At 36.1% G+C, this 21,919-nt stretch carries 13 protein-coding genes; 12 read left to right on the top strand and 1 reads right to left on the bottom strand.

Annotated features, from left to right (window positions below; translation table 11 throughout):
* Positions 1-56: 56 nt before the first annotated feature.
* Positions 57-509 carry an Hsp20/alpha crystallin family protein gene (locus tag LBU54_RS12345; RefSeq protein ID WP_224530198.1) on the top strand — a complete coding sequence of 151 codons (453 nt, stop codon included), beginning with the start codon at positions 57-59 and terminating at the stop codon, positions 507-509.
* Between the two features lie 67 nt (positions 510-576).
* Positions 577-1,020: a hypothetical protein gene (locus tag LBU54_RS12340; RefSeq protein ID WP_224530196.1), complete on the top strand. Its 444-nt coding sequence runs from the start codon at positions 577-579 to the stop codon at positions 1,018-1,020.
* 17 nt (positions 1,021-1,037) lie between these two features.
* Here LBU54_RS12340 and LBU54_RS12335 read toward each other — a convergent pair whose 3' ends face one another.
* On the bottom strand, positions 1,038-1,730 hold the full coding sequence (locus LBU54_RS12335; protein ID WP_224530193.1) for a VIT1/CCC1 transporter family protein: 693 nt from the start codon (positions 1,728-1,730) through the stop codon (positions 1,038-1,040).
* Between the two features lie 258 nt (positions 1,731-1,988).
* Here LBU54_RS12335 and LBU54_RS12330 point away from each other — a divergent pair, with 258 nt between their 5' ends.
* From LBU54_RS12330 to LBU54_RS12285, 10 genes are all read left to right on the top strand, one after another.
* Positions 1,989-4,799 (top strand): triple tyrosine motif-containing protein, encoded by a 2,811-nt coding sequence (locus LBU54_RS12330; RefSeq protein ID WP_224530189.1) that lies wholly within the window; start codon positions 1,989-1,991, stop codon positions 4,797-4,799.
* 295 nt (positions 4,800-5,094) lie between these two features.
* A complete protein-coding gene (locus LBU54_RS12325) occupies positions 5,095-8,277 on the top strand; it encodes a glycoside hydrolase family 2 TIM barrel-domain containing protein (RefSeq protein ID WP_224530186.1) in 3,183 nt (1,060 codons plus the stop codon).
* 10 nt (positions 8,278-8,287) lie between these two features.
* A complete protein-coding gene (locus tag LBU54_RS12320) occupies positions 8,288-9,736 on the top strand; it encodes a carbohydrate-binding protein (RefSeq protein ID WP_224530185.1) in 1,449 nt (482 codons plus the stop codon).
* A 19-nt stretch (positions 9,737-9,755) separates the two neighbouring features.
* A complete protein-coding gene (locus LBU54_RS12315) occupies positions 9,756-10,634 on the top strand; it encodes a glycoside hydrolase family 16 protein (protein WP_224530169.1) in 879 nt (292 codons plus the stop codon).
* A gap of 86 nt (positions 10,635-10,720) precedes the next feature.
* Entirely contained in the window at positions 10,721-13,015 is a 2,295-nt protein-coding gene (locus LBU54_RS12310; RefSeq protein ID WP_224530167.1) for a PKD domain-containing protein, read from the top strand.
* 86 nt (positions 13,016-13,101) lie between these two features.
* Positions 13,102-16,551, top strand: a complete 3,450-nt coding sequence (locus LBU54_RS12305) for a hypothetical protein (RefSeq protein WP_224530340.1) — start codon at positions 13,102-13,104, stop codon at positions 16,549-16,551.
* A gap of 10 nt (positions 16,552-16,561) precedes the next feature.
* On the top strand, positions 16,562-17,857 hold the full coding sequence (locus LBU54_RS12300; protein WP_224530166.1) for a glycosyl hydrolase family 17 protein: 1,296 nt from the start codon (positions 16,562-16,564) through the stop codon (positions 17,855-17,857).
* 3 nt (positions 17,858-17,860) lie between these two features.
* Positions 17,861-19,351, top strand: a complete 1,491-nt coding sequence (locus LBU54_RS12295) for a glycoside hydrolase family 30 protein (RefSeq protein ID WP_224530161.1) — start codon at positions 17,861-17,863, stop codon at positions 19,349-19,351.
* Positions 19,352-19,381: 30 nt separating this feature from the next.
* Positions 19,382-20,947, top strand: a complete 1,566-nt coding sequence (locus tag LBU54_RS12290; RefSeq protein ID WP_224530159.1) for an MFS transporter — start codon at positions 19,382-19,384, stop codon at positions 20,945-20,947.
* A 19-nt stretch (positions 20,948-20,966) separates the two neighbouring features.
* The gene (locus tag LBU54_RS12285; protein ID WP_224530154.1) at positions 20,967-21,881 is read left to right on the top strand and encodes a glycoside hydrolase family 17 protein; all 915 of its coding nucleotides are present in this window, start codon (positions 20,967-20,969) and stop codon (positions 21,879-21,881) included.
* The last annotated feature ends 38 nt before the right edge of the window (positions 21,882-21,919 follow it).

Below are 21,919 nucleotides of genomic sequence, written 5' to 3'. Positions count from 1 at the left end.
ACGAGGGTAGATTTCTAATTTTAGTTGAAATCAAGTTTAACCATAAAATAAAAGCTATGTCATTAATTAAGTTTAACAACCGAAACCGATTATTCCCATGGAATAATACAAATCTAAAAGATTTTTTTAGCTCTGACGATTTCTTTTTTAACGATAACTTTTTTGAAGATGATTCTTTAATGCCAGCTATGAATGTTAAAGAATTAGAAGGTGAATTCGAAGTAGAATTTGCTGCGCCTGGATTTAAGAAATCAGATTTTGAAGTTACATTAGAAGATCATATGCTTAACGTATCTGCTAAAAAGGAAATGAAAAAAGAAGAAGAGAAGGATGATTACATGCGCAGAGAGTTTAGCTACAATGCATTTAAAAGATCTTTAAGATTACCAGAAACTGTAGATAATATGGCGGACATTAAAGCTACATACAAAGATGGTATTTTAAAGCTCAATCTTCTTAAAAAAGAGATTACAGAAGAAACACCTAAAAAAGTAATAGAGGTTATTTAAAAATTCACGTTTTAAGCAGAGTACATTTTAGGTGTTTTGTACTCTGCTTTTTTAATACCACACTATCATGAAAACAATACATACCAAAGCAAAACACACCGAGTGGTTAAGTGCAGAGGATATGCACGATGCTTCCAAGTTATGGCTATCAGAATTACAGTTTTTCAAAGAGGAACAACTTTTTTTGGAAGACTTAATTAAATCTTATACCCTAAATTTAATTGACAACAATCATTTTGAAGAAAGTAAAAAAATAATAGACAAACTTTCAATTGAAGTTAAGAATACCCAAGTTCTACTTAAAGCAGTAATTGCTCATGAGAAAGGATTGTCAATTATGGTTGATGGTATCGATCAGCTTGATGAAGAGGCTGCTTATAGGAGTAAGCACAGAAATTTAATTGAGCTAATAGGTGAGTTTAAAAAGCGATATCAAACTATAAAAAAGAGTCTATTCAGTTTAATTAAGCTGGTAATGAAGGAGGGCAAACAAAAACGTTTACTAACATAAACTTTAAATAGCTTCAATTAGTTTTTATTAACTATTGCCTCTAAAATATCACCAACATAGTATGCAACTACAGCTGCTATTGTACCCAGTGCGAGGGTTTCTATTACACCCTTTAGTTTGCTTGTGCCTGTAACATGCGTTTTTAAAAACCCGATTAGCGCAAAAGCTAAAGAGGTAAGTATGCTTGTCCAAAGAAATAAGTGGCCAGGAAATGACCAAATGATATCCCAAACGTAGATCAAAAGTGGGATTAGACCAACACATATAAAAGCAAAATAGGTCGATAATCCAATTTTAAAAGGTGATCTATTATTATAAGCAAGAGGATCATTTTCTTTTCTCAAATCGTTGTGCCAATCATGGGTTTCTTCTAAGATCTTATCAGCAGAAAGGTCCAAGTCCTTATTAGCTACGCCGTGATGTTTAAGAATTACTTTTGTGTGATCCAAAAGTGTTTTCCTTTTTTTAGTATATGCTACTATGTTTGTTATTTGGGATCTGTTTTTACTGTCATTAACAGATTTAGCAGATAAATACGCACCAATAGACATCGCAAACCCATCTGCTAATAAATTGGCAAAACCAAGAATAATTATTACCGAGTTACTCAAGCCTGCTCCTACTGCACCAGATACTACAGCAAAAGTGGTGACAGCACCATCAATACCACCATAGACTATTTCACCAAGATATTTTTGGATTGTTCGCATATCTTGCATATTTCCTTAATCAGTAAAAATATCTAACCAATTTCATTTATAGTATGATATTGGTCATAAGTTAGGTGATATCCATTATACCCAATTTTAGATTACCAAGCGATGAATTATTGATATTACCTTAGATTGTTTTCGGTTTATCAAACTGTTTTTGTAACACTACAAAAAGTGTTATAACCTTTAATTTTTCTATATTAGTAACTTTACAACAATAGATTTTATTTGTTGTGGTTAATTTCAACTAATAACATGGCAAACCATTTTAAACAACTGTCTTCACTTTTTTTTCTTTTATATTTTTTAGGTTTATCGGCACAAGAAATCCCACCAATAAAAGTTTTTACACCCCAAGATTACAATGCCGAGGACCAGAATTGGTCTATAACTCAGAACGATAATGGATTTTTATATGTGGCCAACAATGTTGGATTGCTAGAATACACAGGTGCTAACTGGAATGTATATAAATCACCAAACAATGTCATTTTAAGATCAGTCAAAAGTGTTAATGATGTTGTGTACACAGGAGGCTATATGGAATTTGGTTATTGGCGTCGTAATGGCTTTGGAAAATTATTCTATACATCTTTGGTTGCTGAAAATGAGGATATACTTATCAAAGAGGATGAAGAAATTTGGGGAATTATCAATATTGAGGAGTTTATACTATTCCAGTCATTCGAAAGTATTTACATATACAATGAACTTGAAAAAACATTTAGAACTATTAATTCCAACGATCGAATCAATAAAATTTTTGAGGTAGATGGCGTAGTTTATTTTCAAAAAAGTGGAATTGGCTTATTCAAATTTGAAAATGGACAAGAATCTTTACTAATCAACTCCAAAGAGTTAAAAGACATAGAAGTAATTAATGTCTTTAACTATAACAATGAAGTTTTGCTCCTTTCAAAAGAAAATGGTTTTTATCTGTTTTCAAATGGCAAGTTATCTAATTGGATTACATCTGCTGATCCGTTAATTTTAAATGAAAGTATTTACAGTGGTTTGCGTTTACAAGATGGTAGTTTCGTTTTAGGAACGATCTCTAATGGAATTTTAATTATTGACTCAAAAGGAAATCTGCTTCAAAGTATAAACCAATCTACAGGATTGAGTAATAATACCATTCTATCATTAGAAGAAGACAGTTTTGGGAATATTTGGTTGGGACTGGATAACGGGATTAATGTTATTAATTATCAATCGCCTTACATGGTGTATAAAGATAAACTGGGCGTTTTAGGAACAGTATATGTAACAGAGAAATTTAATGAGGTATTATATTTAGGTACAAATCAAGGGTTATTTAACAAATCTTTAGATTCAGATGAGGGTTTTTCATTTGTAGAAGGTACAAACGGTCAGGTTTGGACATTAAAAGTTGTTAACGGTAAATTATTCTGTGGCCATGATAAAGGAACATTTCAAATAGAGAATAATCGCGCAAGGCTTATTTCTGACGAACTTGGCACGTGGAATATTAAATCTATCGAAGATAGACCAGACTTGCTATTAACGGGTAATTATAAAGGGCTTTTTGTTCTTCATAACGTTAATGGTCAATGGAGGAAAAGAAATAAAATAGAAGGATTTAATATTTCCAGTCGCTACGCAGAGTTTATATCTAAAAATGAGATTTTAATAGGTCATGAATATAAAGGTGTTTATAAAATTATTGTTGACACAGATTTTAGAAGCGCCATAGAAATAAAGCAGGTTTCAGATAAGACAGGATCAAAATCAAGTATAGTTAGTTATAACAATTCCATTCTGTACTGTAATCAGGAGGGTGTCTTTACCTTTAATAATCAAACGTCGTTATTTGAAATAGATTCTTTGTTGTCAAGTTATTTCAGTGAAGATAAATATGCTTCTGGCAAGCTAATTTATGATCAGGGGGATAATCGCCTTTGGGGATTTCCAAAGCATGAAATCGTATATGTGGAGCCCGGAAAGTTAACCGATGAGCCATTGGTGACAACTATCCCAATACCAAGTAAAATTCGGAAGGGTAAATCAGGTTATGATAATATATTGTATTTAAAGGATCAGAAGTATCTTATTGGAACAACCGAAGGGTATCTAATAATGGACCTTAATAAATTTAAAGAGCAACCAAAAGAGATAACTTTAAATAGTGTAGCCTACAGCTCAGCGCAAGGCGAGTTCAAACCACTGACGGTAGGGAAGCCCGCCCAATTGAAGACAAAAGAAAATAGTCTAAGACTGAAGTACAGTGTTCCAAATTATAATGCTTTGTCTTCTACAACATATCAATACAGACTTCTAGGTAACTTTGATAATTGGAGCAGTTGGACTGATAGATCAGAAATTCTGTTTGAGAATTTACCTCATGGTAATTATACCTTTGAGGCAAGGGCAAAAACAGATGATTTAATTTCAAAAAATGTTGCTTCGTTTGAGTTTAATATAACTAAACCATGGTATTTGTCTACAATTGCTATTCTTACATATAGTTTAGCTGGCATATTAATATTATATGCTATACATTATTTAAACAGGCGTTACTATAAAAAACAAAGAGACAAATTACTCGAAAACAAGGCCAGAGAGTTAGAGTTAGAGCAGTTAGAAAATCAACGCCAACTAATTCAGTTTAAAAACAAGAATTTACAACTAGATATAGATAATAAGAATAGGGAATTGGGAATTGCCACAATGAATCTTGTGAAGCGCAATGAATTGCTAAATAATATCAAAGACCAACTTTCTAAATCTAAATCTTTGGAAGATGTTAAGGTGGTTATAAGACATATTAATGCCAGTTTAAAAAGCACAGGCGACTGGAAGCTATTTGAAGAAGCCTTTAATAATGTAGATAAGGATTTCATAAAAAAGATTAAATCGCTTCACCCATCAATTACACCAAATGATTTAAGATTATGTACTTATTTGAGACTTAATTTGTCATCAAAGGAGATTGCACCTCTTTTAAATATTTCGCATAAAAGTGTTGAGGTTAAACGATATCGTTTGCGCAAAAAAATGGGACTTGACCACAATCAAAGCCTATCAAATTATATCATCGAGTTGTAGCTCCTATACAAATAGGTTTTATAACCATACATTAGCTATACATTGTTGTTAAAATAAAAGTTTTTGTCAAAAATTGTTAAGAAATGATTAAATTCACAAGTCCTTATTTTATCAGTTAAATTTTGTGATATTGATAAAATAGGTAAGTAAAAGTTGCTATGTATATTTTTTGTATAGCATCTAGTTAATGATTTGATAACAGTTAATGTTAAGTTGCAGAAGTTTTAACCAATCTAATGCTGTCTCTACAAATTTATAAGACAGCAATACAAAAACCTCCAAAAATGAGATAATTATGAGAAAACATCTTTTTAGACTTTTCGTTTTTCTATTTGCTGCCCAATTAATTTCGGCCCAATCACAAAAGGTGTCGGTTGTAAAAGATCCAAACGGGATGAAATTGGTAGTAGATGGGAAGGACTTTATGATTAATGGTATGAATTGGGATTATATTCCCATAGGCACTAATACTGTTGATGCAAGATTTTGGGAAAAATCAGATGATGTCATTAAGGCCGGCCTAGATACGGAAATGTCTTTGCTCAAAAATATGGGCATTAATGTTATAAGACAGTATACTGGTGTTCCTGCAAGATGGATTCAATATATCTACGAAAATTATGGTATATATACCATGTTAAATCATTCGTTTGGTAGATATGGTCTTACCATAGATGGTGTGTGGACACCCGTTACAATTTATGATGATCCCAAGACTTCGTCGCTTTTGATGTCAGAGGTAACAACGCTCGTTGAAGAATATAAGGATACACCAGGATTGCTATTGTATTTATTAGGAAACGAGAACAATTACGGTCTTTTCTGGCAAGGTGCAGAAACCGAGGACTTTCCGGATGACGATCAACAAAAGCAATATATTGGTGAACAGCGAGGACGTCCTATGTATAAGTTAATGAATGATGCCGCAGTTGCGATGAAGGCAATAGATCCTTCCCGACCAGTTGCACTATGTAATGGAGACGTTTTATTTATTGATATTATTGCAGAGGAGTGTCCAGATATCGATATATACGGTACTAATACGTACCGTGGTGTTTCTTTCACAGATATGTTCGACGTGGTCAAAGAAAAGCTTAATATGGCATTGATGTTTACCGAATTTGGATCTGATGCCTACAATGCAAAGGAAAACAAAGAAGATCAAAAAATGCAAGCGTACTATAATTTGGGCAACTGGAAAGAGATTTATCAGAATGCTTATGGATTAGGCAAAGCTGGAAACTCAATTGGTGGCTTTACGTTTCAATTTAGTGATGGTTGGTGGAAATATGGATTTGATGATAGAGAAAATGCAGACAGACACGATAATAATGCGTCATGGACAAATGGTGGATATGATTGGGATTTAGCGCCTGGTCAAAACAATATGAATGAGGAGTGGTTTGGGATTTGTGCTAAGGGTCCAACAAATGAGAGAGGACTTTATGATCTTTATCCTAGAGCATCGTATTACGCTTTAAAAGAAGCACATCAGCTTAACCCGTATGATGAAGGTATGTCAACCGAATTTATTGATAATTATTTTAAGAGTATTAATATAATGGACGCTGTGCTGAGGGCAAGAGGAGATAAAGCGGCATTGGGAGGTGAAGCTGGTGGCGATAAATTAAGAATAAGTCAACTTCAAGCAAAATTCACATCCTTTAATACTGGTGGTACATTAATTTCAACACCAGAAAATCCGGACGCAACGCAACCGGATGCGGTACCAAATCAACTTGGTTTTGACCACATGCAGTCCTTTTTTGTTGGTGTTGAGGCTAACGCAGCAGCTAATGTCAGAGCCGAAGTTGTTATGAACGTTGTCGGTAATGTAGCTCAGAATCCGATAGATGAAATTTTTTATGAGACCATTACGAGACGCGTAGTAGTTGATGAAGATACCGACGCAGTTGTTAATCGAGGCGATAGGGTAAATCTTTACCAAGCCGAGTTTGAATGGAATGCAAAAGATTTTGATGTAAGAGGATTCTATCGTACAGGGCATTACCATTGGCAATACGAAGGAGACTTTTTCGGATTTTATCCAGAGGCTAACTACGGACCAAACCTCGATATTTACGGAGGTGAAATTCTAGGTGCAGAGATTGATGGTAAAGGTGATCTTGATGGTTTAAAAGCCGCGATTGGCCCACAATTATGGTGGGGAGCAAATCCAACTATGTTGTTTAAATATCAAAAAAAGTTTGGGCATTACGATGTAGCTGCAATTTACCACAGAGATTTTGAAACTGATTTACAATTCGATCAATCAGGGCGACGAGTACTTGATGCAAACCAGTTGGTATCTGGTATTATACCTGCTTGGCCTACAGAACGTGCTTCATTCGCAGTAAATCGTGAATTTGGCAAGTTCGATCTAACGCTTGGTGGTATTTGGGCAGGTAGTCCATTGAACGGAAGTTCGTTCCAGGACGTTAAAGACGGCGAAGTATTTGTTGATAAGGTTGAGGCTAAGGACAATTGGGGAGGTAAATTTAAGCTTACCTATGAAGGTGGTAAATTTAATTGGTACGGGCAAGGTTCCATAATGGGCTTGGTGGCAAATGGTGGTTTTGATGCCACACAGACTTTTACAGGTTGGAAATTGAAAGATTCAGGTAGTGGAAATATGACAAATTTCTTAACAGGATTTACATATTCGTTTGATAATTTTCAGATCGCACCTAATTTCATGTGGCAACAACCTATTGTTGATCCAATGCCAAATAACGGTGATGCGCCAGGTCGTCTCAGAAATGTAATTGATGACCCCTTTGCTGTTAGAGATTGGAACAGAGAGACCACAGCAGCTGAAATCCTATTTACGTATGACCCTACACCAGGAACCTGGATGTACCAGTGGGATAATGACAGATCAGAGGATGCCAAGTTTGCAATGAATTTAGGCTTTGTATACAGACATCTGCCAACTACGATGGATGCACATATTGGTTTCTTGGCAACCCGTGAATTTTTTGCCTTTCCTACTTCTGTACCTGCCCAAGACCTTTGGGAGGTGCATTCTAGAATGGTATCAAAATTATCTCCTGATCTAGGTATTATAGGTAATTTCTATTATGGTAATGGCCAAGGGCGTGGCGATAGCGATAGAACCATAACACGCTTCGGTGCGGACATTAGGGCTATTTATAAAAAAATGAAGCTAGAAACCCATGTTAAGGTTAATGACTGGGGACCTTTTGATTATCACAGGGATTTCAACTTAACGTTCCCAATGCAATTAATGTTGGATGTTTCAACCTCTTTTGGAAAACCAGATTGGTTTATTCTTCCAAATACAACTATTGGATTAAGAGGAACCTGGCGCTCTTTAGATCAGTTTTCTAATCGCTTCGCTCCATTGGATGTCCCTCCAAATACCTTCCCGCCAGAACCAATATTGAGCCCTGTGGGATTCCCTGATGGTTCGGAGTGGGAAATACGAACTTATATTCACGTTAACATTGGAAGATAAAAAAATGCACATGATGAAAAGTATAAATTACAAAACAGGTAGATCTGCAATCATATTAGGATTAATATTAATCTTCAATTTAGGTTGTGAAAGAGATTTAACAGACGAAGCCGTACCAGCAACCTTCCCAAATACAGCTGAAATTTTCACGGATACACCTGTCGGTCTTACAGACGATTTCTTCATATCGTTTGATCCAGCTGATGGGGCTAACCCTCAAGCCTTTAACACAGATGACGACGTCGCTTATCAAGGTACAACTTCAATTCGTTTTGATGTTCCAACACCTAGTGATCCTAATGGAAGTTTTATAGGAGGAATATTTAAAGATAGAGGCGAAGGCAGGGATTTAACAGGCTATGATGCATTGACATTTTGGGCGAAGGCAACTGTAACAGCAGATATAGAAAGAGTTGGCTTTGGAGCAGATTTTGAAGAAGGTAATTTTGTCGTCAGACAAAAAGTTCCGGTATTCACAAACTGGAGAAAGGTCATAGTACCAATACCAGATCCCTCAAAGCTTACTCAAGAGAAGGGTATGTTTCTTATTTCGACGAACTCAACCAGTAATAACAACCAGGGGTTTACGATATGGATTGACGAAGTTAAATTTGAAAAATTAGGAACAACGCGTCTTACGGGTGCTCAAATATTTGGAGGTCAAGATCTTACTCAAGAAGGTTTTGTAGGTATTCCTACTCAATTGGATTGGCAGACCTTCACAACAAATTTAGCTGATGGTCAAAACCTATCTACAGAGCTTAGACCAAACTACTTTGAATTCTCATCTTCAAACCCACAAGTTGCAACAGTTAGTGAAGATGGTTTAATTGAGGTTGTTGGTTTAGGAGAAACGTTAATAACGGCTTCTTTAAATGGCGTTATGGCGCAAGGATCATTAAACCTAAATGTTGCAAGTGTGTTTAGCTTTGCACCTGTACCAACGAGACCAGCAGAAAATGTAGTTTCTTTGTTTAGTGACGCTTACAATGACATCCCTGTGTCTCGATACAACTCATTTTTTGAGCCATTCCAAACAACTCTTGGTGGAGTAGTAAATGCAGGAACAGAAACCATAATTAGTTACACGGATCTTAATTTTGTGGGTATTGTATTTAACGATGTTATATTCCCTGCTGAAGCGGTTACACCGGTAGACGCCACAAATTTGACGCACTTACACATTGATATTCTTGTCCCAGAAGCCTTGCAGGCAGAAGATAGATTTTTAGTACAGTTAACCAATTACGGCGCTACGGAATCTGTTGGCTCATTTTTAATTAATGGATCTGATTTAGTACAGGATGGTTGGGCAAGTTTTGATATTCCATTGTCTAGCTTCGCTGGTCTTACTGATTTGTCAAGAATAGGATTGTTATTGTTTAATACCAGTAATGCTTCTAATGTTCCGACAATTTCAAGTGTAATTTTAGACAACATCTATTTCTACGCGGAATAAAATTCAAAATAAGTTAACTATGGAAATAAAAAAAAATATGAAAATCTTGAAGTTTATTAAAAAATCATATTCGATAGTATTACTATTGTTTTTAGGGGTTCTGGTTTTTAGTTGTAACACGGACGAAACACAGACCGTCGCTACATTTAAAAAATTGGTCGCAGAGGACAATTTTGATGTCGAGGGTGCGCCAGATTCTAACTTTTGGAACATTGAAATTGGCGATGGTTCCGATCAGGGTATCCCAGGATGGGGAAATAATGAATTACAGGTATACACGGACAGAGAGGAAAATGTTAAGGTAGAAAATGGTTTTTTACTAATAACAGCGCGCCAAGAAGATTTTAATGACGCACAATACACCTCAGCACGGATTCAGACTAAAGGTAAGGTTCAACAATTATATGGCCGTTTTGAGGCACGCATCAGGTTGCCTTATGGTAAAGGCATGTGGCCAGCATTCTGGTTATTGGGGGACGATAATAATGGAACAGAAGTATGGCCTAATATCGGGGAAATAGATATTATGGAGAATACAGGAGACAGTCCAACCGAAATATTTGGTACTATTCATGGACCTGGTTATTCAGGAGGAAATTCTATTTCTAAGACATTTACTTTAGAACAAGATAGGGTAGATACGGATTTTCATGTTTATGGCATTGAATGGGGACCTAACTACATTAATTTTTATATAGACGATAAACTCTATAACCAACTAACACCAGAAGATGTAGATGATGAAACAGACGGAGAAGGCGAATGGGTCTTCAATAATAGACCCTTCTACATTATTTTGAATCTTGCGGTTGGAGGTAACTTGCCAGGGCAACCTAACGAAGAAACCATCTTTCCACAGACGATGTTAGTAGATTATGTTCGGGTATATGAACAATAAAAAAGAAGTATTAAAAAAAAAGGATGCCTAAAAATGGATAAAGCCAGGAATTTTAAATAGGGCTCTAACGATAAAAATTATTAAAAATGAAAAAACCAATTCAAGGACTGAGAATTATGACACTTCTCCTTTTCGTTTTAACCTATTGGGGATGCGAGGATGATGACATGGTAAAACCTGTGCTCGAAGCAAAATTTACGCATACAATTAATCAGGATACAGGAACCGTTTCTTTTATTAATGTTTCTAGTAATGCAAGCTCTTTTACGTGGGATTTTGGGGACGGCACCTCATCAACTATAATTAATCCCGAAAAAACATATGTAACAGGAACGTATACCATTACATTAACAGCCAAAAATTCAGACGGCGATACAGATACTTTTGATGATACAATCACGATCCAGATTCCTGAAGAAGTTGAAGTTCCGATAACTTTTGATAATCCTTTAGTAGACTACAATGTCGGTACCTTTAACGGTGCATCATTTGCCATAGTTGAAAATCCGGATCCTTCTGGGGCCAACCCTGATGTGTCCAACGTTGGTGCCCTAACAAATATCGGCGCTGCCTTCGAAGGCTTCTTTTTTGATTTAGGAATGCCATTAGATCTAACAACAGACAAGTCCATAAAAATGAAATTTTGGGCAACTGCACCAATAGATATACTTCTTAAACTTGAGGAAGGAACACTACCAGCTATAGAGACTGTGGCAAGCCATAGTGGAACAGGATGGGAAGAAATCTACTTCTCTTTTGATTCAGCAGCAAGTTATAGCAGGCTTACACTATTTGTGGATGGTCCAGGGACTACATCTGGAACATTTTATTTAGATGATATTGAGCAAATTAATACAGCAGATGTTCCCTGCCAATTGGTCAATTTGGAACTTCCTATTGATTTTGATTGTGATAGTATAGATTATGCCAACAAAATTGTAGGTAATGTATCATTTACAATCATTGAAAATCCAGAGCAATCCGGTATAAATCCTGATGCTACAATGGTAGGTCAAATAACTAACGCTGGTTTGGAATTTGAAAATGCTTTCTTCAATTTCGATGTTCCTGTAGATTTTTCAACTTTACAAGGTGTAAGGCTAAAGTTATTTTCTAATCAGGCCTTACCTATTCTATTAAAGTTTGAAGATGGCACAGCTGCAGATACTGAAGATATACAAATGCATGGTGGTACCGGTTGGGAGGAATTAACTTTCACCTTCAACTCCTCAGGTAGTTACAATGATATGGTACTTTTTGTTGATGGCCCAGGGACTGCTTCAGGTGTATTCTATGTAGATGATTTTGAGCAGGTACAGGGTGCAACACCACCGCCACCTTTTGATGATGGATTGTTAACTAACGGCGATTTTCAGACTTTGGATATGAATGGCAATACTGTTGCTTGGATACAGGGCATCAATGATTTAGAGCCTGCACCTATTGTTACGGTAAGCGGTAATACTTATTACTCAATTCCCATTGAATTCCCTGACCCTAATGGTAATGCTTTTACAATTAATGTAAGCCAAAAGCTACCACTTACTGGAGCTGAAACTTATGAACTGACTTTTGACGCATGGACAGACGCTACAACAGGGTCTAGAAGTATAGTTGCCGGAATTGGTCTTAGTGGAGGGACCTTTGCGAGCAACACTCAGGCTGTTAATATTTCTAGTACACCAACCACTTATCAATTGACTTTAGTAGCCACAGATCCAAATTCTGGTGAAGATATCAATGCACCAGACGCTCGAGTTTTATTTGACTTAGCAGCTGAAGCCGGAGAAGTTAATATTGATAATGTATCTTTATTTGTTCAAGGCTCTGGCGGCGGTGGCGGAGGAGGTTGTTCTGGTGACGTTGTTGCTGCTACAACTTTTCCAGTTGATTTTGAGGGTTGTGAGTCTTTTATAGAGTCGTTCTCAAGTATAGGACCTGATGGTGTTATACCAAGTTTGGTTGCAAATCCAAATCCATCCGGTATAAATACATCAGACAATGTCTTGCAAGTTGTAAAACAAGCCAACATTAACCGATGGGGAGGTATTCAGAATCCATTTCCAGCAGGGGTAATTGATATAACAACCAATACATTTAAAATAAAGGTATATTCAAGTGTACCTGACGTTACTTACCGCTTTGAGCTTGCTTTAGTACCTCAAACAACTCCAGTAACTGGTAATCCAGCGCCTCAGTTTAGGCAGGTATCTGGTGGTGCCAATGAATGGGTAGAGTTAGAATTTACATTTGAGAATTTACCAGCGTCGCCTACAACTTACAATCAACTTGTAATAAAACCTGATAATCCTAATGGAAGTGATGGAGACCTCACGACCGAAGAGCGTGTTTTTTACTTTGACGATTTAAGATTGGACTAAATTAATTTTTATCATAATAAAAAGGTCAAGAATTAAACTCTTGACCTTTTTGTACCCGAAGAAAAATTATAACATAAATTAACTTTATTGTGAAAAATACTATCACACAAGGTAGAGATGTTCGATTAGAGCCTGTAGAATTGAACAACAAGGCTTATTTCAAAATATCAAATAGCAGTCAAATGCGCCCCTTTTTTATGAGCATAGTGAGTGATTCCAATCACTGGATGTTCATTTCTAGTAATGGTGGTTTAACCGCTGGGCGTAAAAATGCAGAATATTCACTTTTTCCATATTATTCTGACGATAAAGTTACCGAATCCTCTGAGATAACAGGTGCAAAATCTATCTTTCAGGTTACTAAAAATGGCGAAAGATATATCTGGGAACCCTTTTCTATTCGTTTTCAAGATAATTACAACACACGTTGTAACCTATACAAAAGTGTATACGGAAACGCTATTGTTTTTGAAGAAGAGAATCTCGATCTAGAACTAACCTTTAGATACGAATGGTGTTCTAGTAATATGTACGGTTTTGTGAAAAAATCTACATTAATCAATAATTCGCATTCCGATCTTGAAGTAAATATTCTGGATGGAATTCAAAATGTTTTGCCCTACGGTGTTAGCAGTGCGTTACAAAATGCAAGTAGTAACCTGGTAGATGCCTACAAGCGCACCGAATTAGTTGAGGAAACTGGCATTGGCATTTTTGCCCTAAGTGCTATTATTGTAGATAAAGCAGAACCAAGTGAAGCACTTAAAGCAAATATTGCCTGGTCTTTGGGTATTGATGAACCTAAGTATTTACTGTCGTCTTTGCAGCTTGATAAATTCAGAAATTTTGGTAGTATTGAACAAGAGACCGATGTTAAGGCAGAAAAAGGCGCTTACTTTGTTACTACAAAAATGCAATTAGCATCTCAAGCGACAAGAGAATGGGTTATTGTTACCAATGTAAATCAAGACACATCAGATATAGTTAGTGTTTCGAGTAAAATTAAGAGCCCAAATAAATTAAGAGCCGAACTCGACGAAAACATTGAGCTTGGAACAACTAAACTTATTAAGCTGAATGCATCATCTGATGCATTACAACTTACCTCTGATAATTATAGAGATACACGCCATTTTTCCAATACCCTCTTTAATATCATGCGAGGCGGTATTTTTGATGACGGTTATACTATTGAAAAATGGGATCTTGAAAGGTATCTAGCAAATGCCAATAATAAGGTTGCTGAAGAATGTAAACATTCCCTGAAGACATTGCCAGAAAAGTTTACACTAACTGAGCTAAAAAATGTTGCTGATAAAAGTTCAGATAAGGATTTTAAGCGTCTTTGTTTAGAGTATTTGCCATTAAAATTTAGTAGGCGCCATGGTGATCCGAGTAGACCTTGGAACAAATTTTCCATAAATACAAGAAGTGAAGTAGACGGTTCAAAAATATTAGATTACGAAGGTAATTGGCGTGATATTTTTCAGAATTGGGAAGCATTAGCCTGCTCGTTTCCAGAGTTTATTGAGAATATGATTCATAAATTCTTAAATGCTACAACTTTTGATGGTTATAATCCTTACAGAGTTACTAAAGGCGGATTTGACTGGGAAACTATTGAGCCGGACGATCCTTGGTCTTATATAGGCTATTGGGGAGATCATCAGATTATATATCTGCTTAAGTTTTTAGAATTTATGGAAGATTATAACCCTGGGAAATTAGAGAGTTTCTTCAATCAAGATATTTTTGTTTATGCTAATGTACCCTATAGGATTAAAGAATATCAGGACCTACTAAATAATCCAAAGGACACTATAGTATTTGATGACGATTCAGATCATGAAATTAGGGAAAAGAGAGAAAAAATAGGAGCAGATGGCGCTCTTTTACAGCATAACGACGGTTCGGTAGTAAGAGCTAATTTCATGGAAAAAATCCTTGCTACAACTTTAGCAAAGCTTTCAAATTTTATTCCAGAAGGTGGTATCTGGATGAATACACAGCGACCAGAATGGAATGATGCCAATAATGCCTTGGTGGGTAATGGCGTTTCTATGGTAACTTTATACTACTTGAGGCGATTCTTAAAGTTCTTTGAAGGTGTATTTGAAAATACTAAAACAACTAATATTCAGGTTTCTTTGGAGTTGGCAGAATTTTTCCAAGCGATAAAAGTTACGTTGCAAAAAAATGAAAATTTACTCTCTAATTCAATCAACGACAAGGACAGAAAAGCCATTCTTGATAGTTTAGGAATAGCTGGTAGTGCTTATAGGGAAGCCATCTACAAACATTCTTTTTCAGGTAAAAAGATGACCTTATCTTCAGAAGATTTAAAGGCTTTTATAAGAACCTCACTAAAACATTTAGAACACGCAATCGAAGCCAATATAAGAAAGGATAATTTATACCACGCCTATAATATAATGACCGTTAAAGGCGATAATGGCATTTCAATCTCTTATCTAGACGAGATGCTTGAAGGGCAAGTTGCTGTGTTGAGTGCTGGTTACCTAAGCTCCAAAGAGAATTTATCAGTTTTAGATGGTCTTAAAAACAGCAAGTTATTTAGAGCAGACCAATACAGTTATGTATTATATCCATATAAGAACTTAAAAGGGTTTATGGATAGAAACACTATTCCTTCCAAGGCGGTTAATAGTTCAATATTACTTAGTTCTTTAATAAAAGAAGGTAATAGCCATATTCTGAATAAGGACATAGAAGGAAATTTCCATTTTAATGGCAATTTTAAAAACGCTAACGATTTAGAACAGGCATTAGATAGCTTAGAGGGAACAGCTTATGAGGAACTAGCAAAAAAAGATAAATCTAATGTGCTTCAAATATTTGAGGAGCTATTTAATCATAAGGCATTTACCGGTCGGTCAGGAACCTTCTATGGATATGAAGGTCTAGGGTCTATCTATTGGCATATGGTTTCAAAACTTCAATTAGCGGTTATGGAATGTTGCCATAAGGCAATTTCAGAAAACGAATCTGCCGAAGTTGTGGGTAGATTATTGGAGCATTATTATGAAATTAACGAGGGTATAGGTGTACATAAATCACCAGAACTTTATGGTGCATTCCCAACGGATCCCTATTCGCACACACCAGCTGGAAAGGGAGCACAACAACCAGGAATGACAGGACAGGTTAAGGAAGATATTTTAAGTCGTTTTGGAGAGCTGGGAGCTTTTGTTAGAGACGGATTGTTAGTATTCAATCCTTGTATGCTCAGAAAGGATGAATTCCTCAGTACTTCACAAACATTTAATTACGTTGATGCAAATGGTAATGAAACATCAATACAAGTAAATAAAGATCAACTTGTATTCACCTATTGTCAGGTGCCAGTAATTTATGAAATCGCAAAAGAATACAAAACTGTGGTTGCTTTTAACGATGGTAAATCAGAAACCTATAAACAAATGGGCTTGGATAAGACAACGAGTCAATTGGTTTTTAATCGTTCAGGTAATGTAAAAGCGATTACGGTTCATATTAAAGCGGACTATTTAAAATAAATTTAGTATCATGAAAATCAATAAAATAATAGCTTGTGTTATATCTTTAATTTTCGTGGTGTCTTGTAATGATGAAAATAAAAAGGATCAAGCTCCTTTAACCCAAATTAAGAAAGAAGTGACAGCAAAAGATATTTTAGGAAATCCGGATTATTTGGCAATTTCATATGGCGGTTATCGCGAGAAGACACGAGATAGCCAGCCAACACTATCCGAACTTAAGGAAGATTTAAAAATATTATCTGCCATGGGTGTAAAGGTATTGAGGACCTATAACGTCCAGCCTAAACTACCACATGCCTCCAATGTTTTAAAAGCAATTTCCGAATTAAAATCAGAAGATGAGAATTTTGAAATGTATGTCATGCTCGGTGCATGGATTGATTGTTTAAATGCTTGGACGGATAAAGAGCCTAATCATGATGTTGAAAGTCCAAACAATGCTGGAGAAATTAAAAGAGCGGTAGCTTTAGCCAACAAATACCCAGATATTGTTAAAGTTATTGCAGTTGGGAATGAAGCGATGGTAAAATGGGCAACCTCATACTACGTACAACCAGATGTGATTTTAAAATGGGTAACACATCTACAAAATCTCAAAAAAGACGGGAAGTTGCCAAAGGATTTATGGATAACCAGTTCCGATGATTTTTCGTCTTGGGGAGGAGGAGACTCAAAATACCATGTCGAAGATTTAAACAAATTGATTGAGGCTGTGGATTTCATATCAATGCATACCTATCCTTATCATAATACACATTATAACCCAGAATTTTGGGGTGTACCAGCGGCACATTCCAATATGCCCGACACTACTAAAATTGAAATGGCAATGGAGCGGGCTATAAAGTTCGCCCAAATGCAATACGACAGTGTTACAAATTATATGAAAAGTTTAGGGGTGAACAAACCTGTACATATTGGTGAAACAGGATGGGCAACGACCTCGACAGGATATTATGGCCCAAATGGATCTCGAGCAACAGACGAATACAAGCAAGGGCTGTATTATAAACAAATGAGACGATGGACAAATAGAGCAGGTATTTCGTGCTTTTATTTTGAGGCTTTTAACGAGCAATGGAAAGACTCGCATAACCCAAAAGGTTCTGAAAATCATTTTGGTTTATTTACTATAGAGGGTCAGGCAAAATTTCCAATTTGGGATTTGGTGGACAAAGGGATTTTTGAAGGATTAACCAGAAATGGTAATGAAATTACTAAAACGTATAATGGCGATAAAAAAGAACTCCTAAAGGATGTTTTAGTACCACCATTAGAAGAAGAAATTATGGCAAATCGATAAACTATGAAATTACTCAAATTTGGATTTTTTTGTTTGTTAGTGGTAGCTATGAGTTGTAAGGAAGAGAAAATAGAACTTAATGCAGATGTTTACGAAACGTCTGAAAGTGGAAATAAATTAACACTTTTAAACGAGTTCGCTTCCTTAGATTATGTATCAACAATAACGATAAACCCGAATAAAAAATTTCAAACCATTACCGGTTTTGGAGGTGCCTTTACAGAGTCTTCAGCTTATCTTTTAAATCAACTCAGCAAGAAAAATCGAGATACCATTTTGCAGGCGTATTTTGGTAAGGATGGTGCACATTATTCATTATGTAGAACACATATGAATTCTTGTGACTTTTCATTAGGACAATACTCTTACACGCCAAAGGAAGATAAAGAATTAAAAGACTTTTCGGTTAAGGAAGATTTGGACGATTTAATACCTATGATTAAGGAAGCCAGTGCAATTTCCAGTGATGGATTTAAACTATTTGCTTCACCTTGGACTGCACCACCGTGGATGAAAGATAATAAGGATTGGGTTGGTGGTAAGTTATTGCCAGAATATTATCCAACATGGGCTTTGTTCTTCTCAAAATATGTCGATGCGTACAAAGAACAAGGTATTGATATTTGGGGATTCACCGTCGAAAACGAGCCGCTAGGTAATGGCAATAACTGGGAAAGTATGCATTATACGCCTGATGAAATGACAGATTTTGTTGTAAATCATTTAGGCCCTAGATTAAATGAAGATGGAAAGGGAGCGCTTAAGATTTTGGGATACGATCAAAATAGAGAACATCTAAGGGAATGGGTAGATTCTCAATTTAAAAATGAGGAAACGTCAAAATATTTTGATGGGACAGCGATTCATTGGTATGCAAGTACATTTCACGTGTTTCCAGAAGAACTACAATATGCTCATAATAAGGCACCAGATAAATTGCTTATTCAGTCCGAAGCCTGTGTAGATGCAGAGGTCCCTGTTTGGAAGGATGATTCTTGGTACTGGAAAAAAGAAGCTACAGATTGGGGTTTTACCTGGGCACCAGAAGAAGACAAGCATTTACATCCAAAATACGCTCCGGTTAATCGTTATGCAAGAGATATAATAGGATGCTTGAACAATTGGGTAGATGGTTGGGTAGATTGGAATATGGTTTTAGATATCAAAGGAGGGCCAAATTGGTTTGAAAATTGGTGTATAGCACCGGTGATTGTAGATCCCGATAAAGATGAAATTTACTTTACGCCGCTTTATTATACAATGGCTCATTTTAGTAAATATATTCGACCAGGAGCAGAAGTTGTTGGTGTTGATAAAACGGATGATTCCTTAATGGTTGCTGCAGCAAAAAACCCGGATGGTTCGGTAGCAGTGGTTGTTTTTAATGAAGGAAATGAGACAAAAGCATTCGATCTAAAACTCGGCGAGGAAACAAGGCAAATTTCAATTAATGCGCACGCCATTCAAACAATAATAATTCCAGCGAAAGCATAAAAGAAACTAACTAACTAAATATATTAACATATGTCACAATACAAGACTTCGGCGAAGGATAAAGTACCTGTAGGACAGAAAGCGGCATTCGGTGCAGGACACTTTATTTTAAATATTCTACCTGGTACTTTAGGTGTATTTATACAGTTCTTCTTACTCACAGCTTGGGGTGTGGACCCACTTTGGGCTGGACTTCTAGGGGGTTTACCAAGAATATTTGATAGTGTTACAGACCCTATTATGGGCTTCATTTCAGATAACACAAAATCCAAATGGGGAAGACGAAGACCATACATATTTGTGGGTGCTATAATTAGCGGTCTTCTCTTCTTTTTAATGTGGCAGTTAGATGATAATGCATCTCAAACCTATATTATTTGGCATGTAATGGTGCTTCAGTTACTCTTTTTAATTGGTAATACCATGTTTGCAACGCCACTAGTGGGCTTGGGATATGAAATGACTTCGGATTATAATGAGCGTACCAGATTAATGGCATTTTCAAATACTATGGGTCAAATAGCTTGGATGATTGTACCATGGTTATATGTTATTATTCCAGATTCTGAAACATTTAATACCCAAACGGAGGGTGTCCGAACTATGGCGCTTATTGTTGGTATAATGTGTGTTGTTTTTGGGATTTTACCTGCATTATTTTGTAAGGGAATAGATTCCTCTCATATGGAAAATCGTAAGGAAATCAATTTTAAATCACTTGCTTCAAACATGAAGGATTTGTTAAAGGGAATTGTACAGGTTTCAAAAAACAGACCATTTATGAAGCTTTGTGGTGCAACATTTCTTGTTTTTAATGGCTTTCAACTAGTTGCGGCATTTGGTGTTTTTATAATCGTATTCTATATGTATAATGGTAGCTACGAAACAGCTGGGACCTGGCCCGCATGGTTTAACACCATAAACGCTATGATTACTGCCTTTATAGTAATACCGATTATTTCAAAAATGGCAAATAAATGGGGTAAAAAGAATGCATTTATAATATCAACAGTGTTGTCAATTATTGGATATATCCTCAAATGGTGGGGATTTGATAAAGAATTAAATGCTGAGTTTTCCCAGACAGGCCTAGCGAAAAGTCTGAATTCTGGCGTGGGTTCAATTTTTGAATCTATTAATCCTACATTAGACAGTATCGGAATGTCATGGTTTAGCATAGATCCAGGCACTGAAATTCCTTGGCTAATCTTTGTCCCAATTCCTTTGTTTGCCTTTGGTATGGGCGGATTATTTACACTCATGATGTCTATGACGGCAGATGTCTGTGATTTGGATGAATTAGAAAATGGAATGCCGAGAAAAGAAGGAACATTTGGTGCAATTTATTGGTTAATGGTAAAAATAGGACAGTCCATAGCATTAGTTCTAGGTGGTGTAATCCTAAGTGTTGTTGGATTTGATCCAAATGTCACGGAACAATCTTTAGAAACAATGAATAACTTGAGGATTGCAGATATAATTGTACCATCATTGACCGCTGGATTAGCTGTTCTGGTGATGTGGAAGTACAGTTTAACTGAAGATAGAGCGCGAGAAATAAAATCAGAACTAATAGAACGACGAGGAGAATTATAAAAACAAAATATAGTAATTAATGGGTTATAGAAGAGAAGGTTATTACAAGTATAAAGGCTACAGCCAAAAAGCGACACAAGGTATAGATATATCTGGTTTATCGCTTGAAGAATTGAAGAGCCTTTGGTTAAAAACGTTAAATAGTGGGTTTCATGGTATTTGTTTTAGTATGTATGAAGATGGGCAAGAACCAGGAGACCATATAAGCTTTGAGCAAGTAGAGCGACGAATAAATATTTTAAAGCCATATGTCACGGCCATACGCTCTTTTTCTTGTATAGAGGGAAATGAGCATGTTCCTGTGGCCGCAAAGAAACACGGTTTAAAGACATTGGTTGGAGCTTGGTTAAGTGATGATAAAGATGATAATGAGAAAGAAATAGAAGGGCTAATAGCACTTGCAAGAGCGGGTCATGTAGATGTGGCGGCTGTAGGGAACGAAGTATTATACCGTAATGATTTAACCAAGGAAGAGTTGTTAGATTATATTAGAAGGGTAAGAGAGGCGTTGAAGGGCTTGGATATACCTGTTGGTTATGTCGATGCCTACTATGAGTTTTCACGCCATCCAGAAATAGTGGAACAAACAGACATACTTTTAGCCAACTTATATCCATTTTGGGAAGGATGTCCAATTGAGTATGCACTTGGACATATGCAAGCCATGTACGGTCAGGTTGTAGATGCTGCACAAGGTAAGCCAATTATTATTACCGAAACAGGTTGGCCTAGTGAAGGTGGTGGCTATAACGGTGCAATAGCAAGTCAAACAGCCTTTATGAAGTATTTTATTGATGCTGTTAATTGGACTAAAGAAAATGATATTCCTATTTTCTATTTTTCATCCTTTGATGAATCCTGGAAAACAGGAGATGAAGGCGATGTCGGTGCCTATTGGGGCCTTTGGGACAAAAACGAAAATTTAAAATTTTAAAAGACATATAAGATTGCCTTCAAGAACACAACATTACC

Origin of the sequence: Winogradskyella alexanderae (assembly GCF_020166335.1) — a bacterium.
Classification (GTDB): Bacteria; Bacteroidota; Bacteroidia; order Flavobacteriales; family Flavobacteriaceae; genus Winogradskyella; species Winogradskyella alexanderae.
The sequence above is the reverse complement of the archived record's forward strand: the minus strand, read 5'-3'. Positions and strand labels throughout refer to the sequence as shown.

Bases quoted from the DNA above. Each gene is read 5' to 3' on its own strand.
- LBU54_RS12335 (WP_224530193.1), bottom strand. From the start codon at position 1,730: ATGCGAACAATCCAAAAATATCTTGGTGAAATAGTCTATGGTGGTATT.
- LBU54_RS12320 (WP_224530185.1), top strand. From the start codon at position 8,288: ATGATGAAAAGTATAAATTACAAAACAGGTAGATCTGCAATCATATTA.
- LBU54_RS12295 (WP_224530161.1), top strand. From the start codon at position 17,861: ATGAAATTACTCAAATTTGGATTTTTTTGTTTGTTAGTGGTAGCTATG.
- LBU54_RS12345 (WP_224530198.1), top strand. From the start codon at position 57: ATGTCATTAATTAAGTTTAACAACCGAAACCGATTATTCCCATGGAAT.
- LBU54_RS12285 (WP_224530154.1), top strand. From the start codon at position 20,967: ATGGGTTATAGAAGAGAAGGTTATTACAAGTATAAAGGCTACAGCCAA.
- LBU54_RS12340 (WP_224530196.1), top strand. From the start codon at position 577: ATGAAAACAATACATACCAAAGCAAAACACACCGAGTGGTTAAGTGCA.
- LBU54_RS12330 (WP_224530189.1), top strand. From the start codon at position 1,989: ATGGCAAACCATTTTAAACAACTGTCTTCACTTTTTTTTCTTTTATAT.
- LBU54_RS12315 (WP_224530169.1), top strand. From the start codon at position 9,756: ATGGAAATAAAAAAAAATATGAAAATCTTGAAGTTTATTAAAAAATCA.
- LBU54_RS12310 (WP_224530167.1), top strand. From the start codon at position 10,721: ATGAAAAAACCAATTCAAGGACTGAGAATTATGACACTTCTCCTTTTC.
- LBU54_RS12290 (WP_224530159.1), top strand. From the start codon at position 19,382: ATGTCACAATACAAGACTTCGGCGAAGGATAAAGTACCTGTAGGACAG.
- LBU54_RS12300 (WP_224530166.1), top strand. From the start codon at position 16,562: ATGAAAATCAATAAAATAATAGCTTGTGTTATATCTTTAATTTTCGTG.
- LBU54_RS12325 (WP_224530186.1), top strand. From the start codon at position 5,095: ATGAGAAAACATCTTTTTAGACTTTTCGTTTTTCTATTTGCTGCCCAA.